6 protein-coding genes are annotated in these 4736 nt (G+C 72.5%); all 6 read right to left on the bottom strand.

From position 1 onward, the window contains the following. Nucleotides 1-65: 65 nt before the first annotated feature. A complete protein-coding gene (locus AOK18_RS21745) occupies nt 66-1211 on the bottom strand; it encodes a lysophospholipid acyltransferase family protein (protein WP_055695441.1) in 1146 nt (381 codons plus the stop codon). 14 nt (nt 1212-1225) lie between these two features. Next, on the bottom strand, nt 1226-2296 hold the full coding sequence (locus tag AOK18_RS21740; RefSeq protein WP_055570428.1) for an NAD-dependent epimerase/dehydratase family protein: 1071 nt from the start codon (nt 2294-2296) through the stop codon (nt 1226-1228). A 104-nt stretch (nt 2297-2400) separates the two neighbouring features. Next, nucleotides 2401-2499, bottom strand: coding sequence for a 30S ribosomal protein bS22 (locus AOK18_RS31210; RefSeq protein WP_003948845.1), 99 nt, complete (start codon nt 2497-2499; stop codon nt 2401-2403). A gap of 155 nt (nt 2500-2654) precedes the next feature. Further along, complete coding sequence (locus AOK18_RS21735) at nt 2655-2867, bottom strand: helix-turn-helix domain-containing protein (protein ID WP_004984898.1); 213 nt, start codon at nt 2865-2867, stop codon at nt 2655-2657. Nucleotides 2868-2996: 129 nt separating this feature from the next. Further along, nucleotides 2997-3782 carry a phosphatase gene (locus tag AOK18_RS21730; protein WP_055695442.1) on the bottom strand — a complete coding sequence of 262 codons (786 nt, stop codon included), beginning with the start codon at nt 3780-3782 and terminating at the stop codon, nt 2997-2999. A 271-nt stretch (nt 3783-4053) separates the two neighbouring features. After that, the coding region (locus AOK18_RS21725; protein WP_478078849.1) for an arginase family protein at nt 4054-4736 on the bottom strand (683 nt) is incomplete at its 5' end.

Below are 4736 nucleotides of genomic sequence, written 5' to 3'. Positions count from 1 at the left end.
CCCCGTGCGTGGTGGGGCGGGCCCCGGATCGTCCGGGCTCCGCCCCACCACGCACGGGGGGCTTCCTAGAAGAACACCGACCGTCGCTGCACCAGCAGCTTGTAGAGGGTGTGCTGGATCTGTTCCCGGACCTGGTCGGTCAGGTTGAACATCAGCATCGGGTCGTCGGCCGCCTCCGGCGGGTAGCTCTCCGTGTGGATCGGCTCGCCGAACTGGATGGTCCACTTCGTCGGCAGCGGGATCGCGCCGAGCGGGCCGAGCCACGGGAAGGTCGGCGTCAGGGGGAAGTAGGGGAACCCGAGCAGCCGCGCGACGGTCCTGGCGTTGCCGACCATCGGGTAGATCTCCTCGGCCCCGACGATCGAGCACGGAATGATCGGCGTCCGCGCGCGCAGCGCCGTGGACACGAAGCCGCCGCGGCCGAAGCGCTGCAGTTTGTAGCGGTCGGCGAAGGGCTTGCCGAGGCCCTTGAAGCCCTCCGGCATGACGCCCACCAGTTCCCCCTGCTCCAGCAGCCGTGCCGCGTCCTCGGCGCAGGCCAGGGTGTGGCCGAGCTTGCGGGCGAGTTCGTTGACCACCGGCAGCATGAACACCAGGTCCGCCGCGAGCAGGCGCAGATGCCGGCCGGCGGGGTGGTTGTCGTGGACGGCGACCTGCATCATCAGGCCGTCCAGCGGCAGCGTCCCGGAGTGGTTGGCGACGATCAGGGCGCCGCCCTCGGAGGGGATGTTCTCGACGCCCTTCACCTCGACCCGGAAGTACTTCTCGTACATCGGGCGCAGCAGGGACATCAGGACCTGGTCGGTGAGCTCCTCGTCGTAGCCGAAGTCGTCCACCGGGTAGTCCCCGGTGAGCCGGCGGCGCAGGAAGGCCAGCCCGCTCGCGATCCGCTGCTCCAGGCCGTCGGCCTCGTGCCCGGAACCGGATTCCGCACCGGGGTCGGCGCCGGCCGCGGCGGCTCCCCCGTCGCCACCCGCACGCGGCTCAGGGGATTCGCGGGACGCGCCGGCTTCACGGGGTGCCGGAGCGTCCTCCCCGACGGGCGCCCGCCCCGGCAGGGGCTGGACGTCGCCCATCGCGGCGCCTCCCGCGCCGTTGCGCCGGCTTCCCGCACCCCGGCGGCGCGACGGGCGCTGCGCGGCGCTCCCGGCGCCTCCTGCTCCCCCGCGGGAGCGGTCGTCGTCGAACGGAATGACCTTGGCGTCCGCCATCGTTGCTGCGCTCCTCAGTTGGCGCTCTGCTTCGGGGGGTGCCCGCTGCCCGTGCCCGGCAGCGGCAGCGCGGCGATCCGGTCGACGGCCCCCGCGAGGGCCTCTGGCGGAAGCAGCCCGGGGCCGCGGCTGCGCACGAAGTCCGTGAACGTTTCTGCGGTCGTGTACTTCGCCGTGAAGCCCAGCGTCTCGCGCATCTGGTCCGTGGCCACCACCCGGCCGTGCGTGAGCAGTCGGACCTGCTCGGGTGAGAAGTCCGACATCCCCAGCGTACGCACCAGGGAGCCCGCCCAGGTGACCGCCGGGAGGAGGAGGGGCACGGTCGGCCGGCCGAGCCGCCTGGAGCACTGGGACAGCAGGAGGACGCCGTCCCCGGCGATGTTGAAGGTGCCGCTGTTGAGCGTGCCGCGCCGGGGTTCGTGCGAGGCGAGGCGCAGGACGTCGATCACGTCGTCCTCGTGGACGAACTGCAGCCGCGGGTCGTAGCCGAACACGGTCGGCAGGACCGGCAGCGAGAAGTACGCGGCGAGCGGGCTGTCCGCGGCGGGGCCCAGGATGTTGGCGAACCTGAGCACGCACACGGCGACGTCCGGCCGGCGGCGCGCGAAGCCCCGCACGTAGCCCTCGACCTCGACGGCGTCCTTCGCGAAACCGCCGCTGGGCAGCGACTTGGGCGGGGTCGTCTCGGTGAAGACCGCCGGGTCGCGGGGCGCGGAACCGTAGACGTTCGTACTGGACTTCACGACCAGCCGCTTGACGGTCGGGGACTTCTGGCAGGCACCGAGCAGCTGCATCGTGCCGATGACGTTGGTCTCCTTGAGCGCCGTCCGGCTGCTGCCGCCGCCGAGCGGCGTGCCCGTGACGTCGAGGTGCACGACGGTGTCGGCACCGGCCTCGGCGAGCACCCGCGCGACGGTGGGCTGCTGGATGTCGGTCTGGACGAAGTCGGCGCCGCCGAGGTGGTGCGCGGGCCTGACCGCGTCCACCGCGACGACCCGGTCCACGTCCGGATCACGCTGGATCCTCCGGACGAAACGGCCCCCCAGGGGGCGGGCCACCCCGGTCACCAGCACGACTTTCCCCACGACAGTGCCTTCCTCTTGCCTTCGCCACGAGTCCGACCCAGGTGATGACAGTGGCCCCCCACCGATGCGGTGGGGGGCCACTGAACACGCTTCCGCGTCGTCGCTTACTTCTTGTTGCGACGCTGAACGCGCGTGCGCTTGAGCAGCTTGCGGTGCTTCTTCTTGGCCATCCGCTTGCGCCGCTTCTTGATAACAGAGCCCACGACTACCCTCGCTCACTTCTCATCACTCGGTGTTTGGGCGCCATGGGCCCACACGACCTACGAGGGGCCAGCCTACCCGCCCGAGCGCTGAGGTCGTAATCGAGGTGACCGGGGAGGCCCGCGAGTGTCCTCGTTCGGGTCTCCCCGGCCCGCCGTCAGGCCGTTTCCACCCCCACATAGCTCTCGCGGAGGTACTCGTGAACCGCTTGCTCCGGGACGCGGAAGGACCGCCCCACCCGGATCGCGGGCAGATGACCGCTGTGCACCAGGCGGTACACGGTCATCTTCGACACTCGCATCACCGAGGCGACTTCCGCCACGGTAAGGAACTGAACCTCGTTCAGAGGCCTCTCGCCAGCTGCAGCCATGACACACCTGAACCTTCCGCACTCGACGGGCACCGGCTTCCCCTTCCGGTGACTCTTCGTCGTTGCGTGCTCACTCCCCAATGTAGGGGCGGGTGATGCGAGTGGGGAAGAGGTGCACCCATCGGCGGCCTACCGTGACAGACGGGCCCGATTGAGTACGTAGCGGGTCAGCGGCAGGTAGTGGGCGGACCGCGCGCCGTCCTCGAGCGGGACGACCACCGAGAGGCTCCCCTCGGCCTCCCCCACGAACGGGGCGGGGTCGTTCACATCGGCCAGCGCGATGGCCTCGAACCCCAGCTGACCTGCTCCGCAGGCCCAGCCGTGATCTCCGATCACCAGCCCGGGGAGCGGCCCGCCGGCCTCGGCGGCCGCGGCGAGCGCGGTCCGGACGGGGAGCGGCGAGTGCGTGTGTGCGCCGGGTTCACCACCGCGGCGTTCGGGGTGTGCGCCCCGGACCAGTGCGACTCCCCGCACGTAGTCGAGGAGGTGCGTGCGTAGACCGAACCGGGTCGTTATGTCGACACAGCGACCCTGCGCGGGGGTGAGGACCTCACATCCCGCCGCCGACAGGGCGTCTGCCAGAGCTGCGTAGAAACCGAGCAGCCGGTGCGGGTGACCGGTACCGAGGAGCACGGGCGCGCCACTGCGGGCCGCGGCCGCGACCCGTCCCGCGTAGGCGTCCAGCGCGGCCAGGGTCCGCTCCGGGTCGATCACATCATGCCCGGAAACGTGACGGGGATCGGCCGAAACACCACACCTGGCCGCCATCAGCCCGATCAGTTCCCGCTGCCCCCACGCCCCTTCCGGATCGAGGCCGATCAGTGCGCGCGGGTCCCGGGCGGCGAAGAGGCGGTAGCTCCGCAGGCTCTCCTCCCTCGTGGTGGCCACGGTCCCGGACAGCCGGGCGGCCAGCAGGTGCGCCCGAAGACCGGCGGCGCCCGGAGCGTCGGGCGGCCTCCCGGGGGAACCGTCGGGCGGACTCCCGGGTGGGAGCCCGGGCGGACCGGCCGGCGGATCGGGGGACGGGGTGGCGGGAGGGTCGGTCGTGATCGGCACGGCAGCGATGGTGCGCGAGCCGGACCCGGGCCGCCCCGGGAACCCGGGAAACACCGCACGGTCGGCGTAACCGCGCGGGAACGGAGCCGCGGGAGCGGTCGTGCCGGGTCGCCTCCCCGTCCGGTACCGCCTAGGGCAGCAGCCCCCGCAGCGGGAACGCCGCGCGCCGGGTCGCCAGGACCGCCTGGTCCAGCCGGTCCGCCGGGTCGTAGCCGTCCTCCCAGGAGGCCCAGGAGACGGGCCGGCGGCCGTCGGTCATCCGCACCGGCCCCAGTTGCCGGGTCCGGGCGTACACCTCCTGCCGCCAGCCCTCGGGGATCATCGTCGCCGGGTCCACCGGCTTCCCGGCCGCGATCCCCACCAGGTGCGTCCAGGACCGCGGGACGACCTCCGCCACCGCGTATCCGCCGCCGCCCAGCGCCAGCCACCGGCCGTCGGCGTACTCGTGCGCCAGATCGTGGCACGCCACCTGGACCGCGCGCTGCGCGTCCAGCGACACCGCCAGATGGGCCAGCGGATCCTCGAAGTGCGTGTCGGCGCCGTGCTGCGTCACCAGCACCTGCGGCCGGAAGTCCGCGAGCAGTTCCGGCACCACGGCGTGGAACGCCCGGAGCCATCCCCCGTCCCCGGTCCCGGCCGGCAGGGCGACGTTGACGGCGCCGCCCCGCGCGCCGTCCGCTCCGGTCTCCTCCGGCCACCCGGTCTGCGGGAACAGGGTCCGGGGGTGCTCGTGCAGCGACACCGTGAGGACCCTCGGGTCCTCCCAGAACGCCGCCTGCACCCCGTCCCCGTGATGCACGTCGACGTCGACGT

The sequence above is a fragment of the Streptomyces prasinopilosus genome (genome assembly GCF_001419695.1).
Classification (GTDB): domain Bacteria; phylum Actinomycetota; class Actinomycetes; order Streptomycetales; family Streptomycetaceae; genus Streptomyces; species Streptomyces prasinopilosus.
The sequence above is the reverse complement of the archived record's forward strand: the minus strand, read 5'-3'. Positions and strand labels throughout refer to the sequence as shown.

Bases quoted from the DNA above. Each gene is read 5' to 3' on its own strand.
- AOK18_RS21745 (WP_055695441.1), bottom strand. From the start codon at position 1,211: ATGGCGGACGCCAAGGTCATTCCGTTCGACGACGACCGCTCCCGCGGG.
- AOK18_RS21735 (WP_004984898.1), bottom strand. From the start codon at position 2,867: ATGGCTGCAGCTGGCGAGAGGCCTCTGAACGAGGTTCAGTTCCTTACC.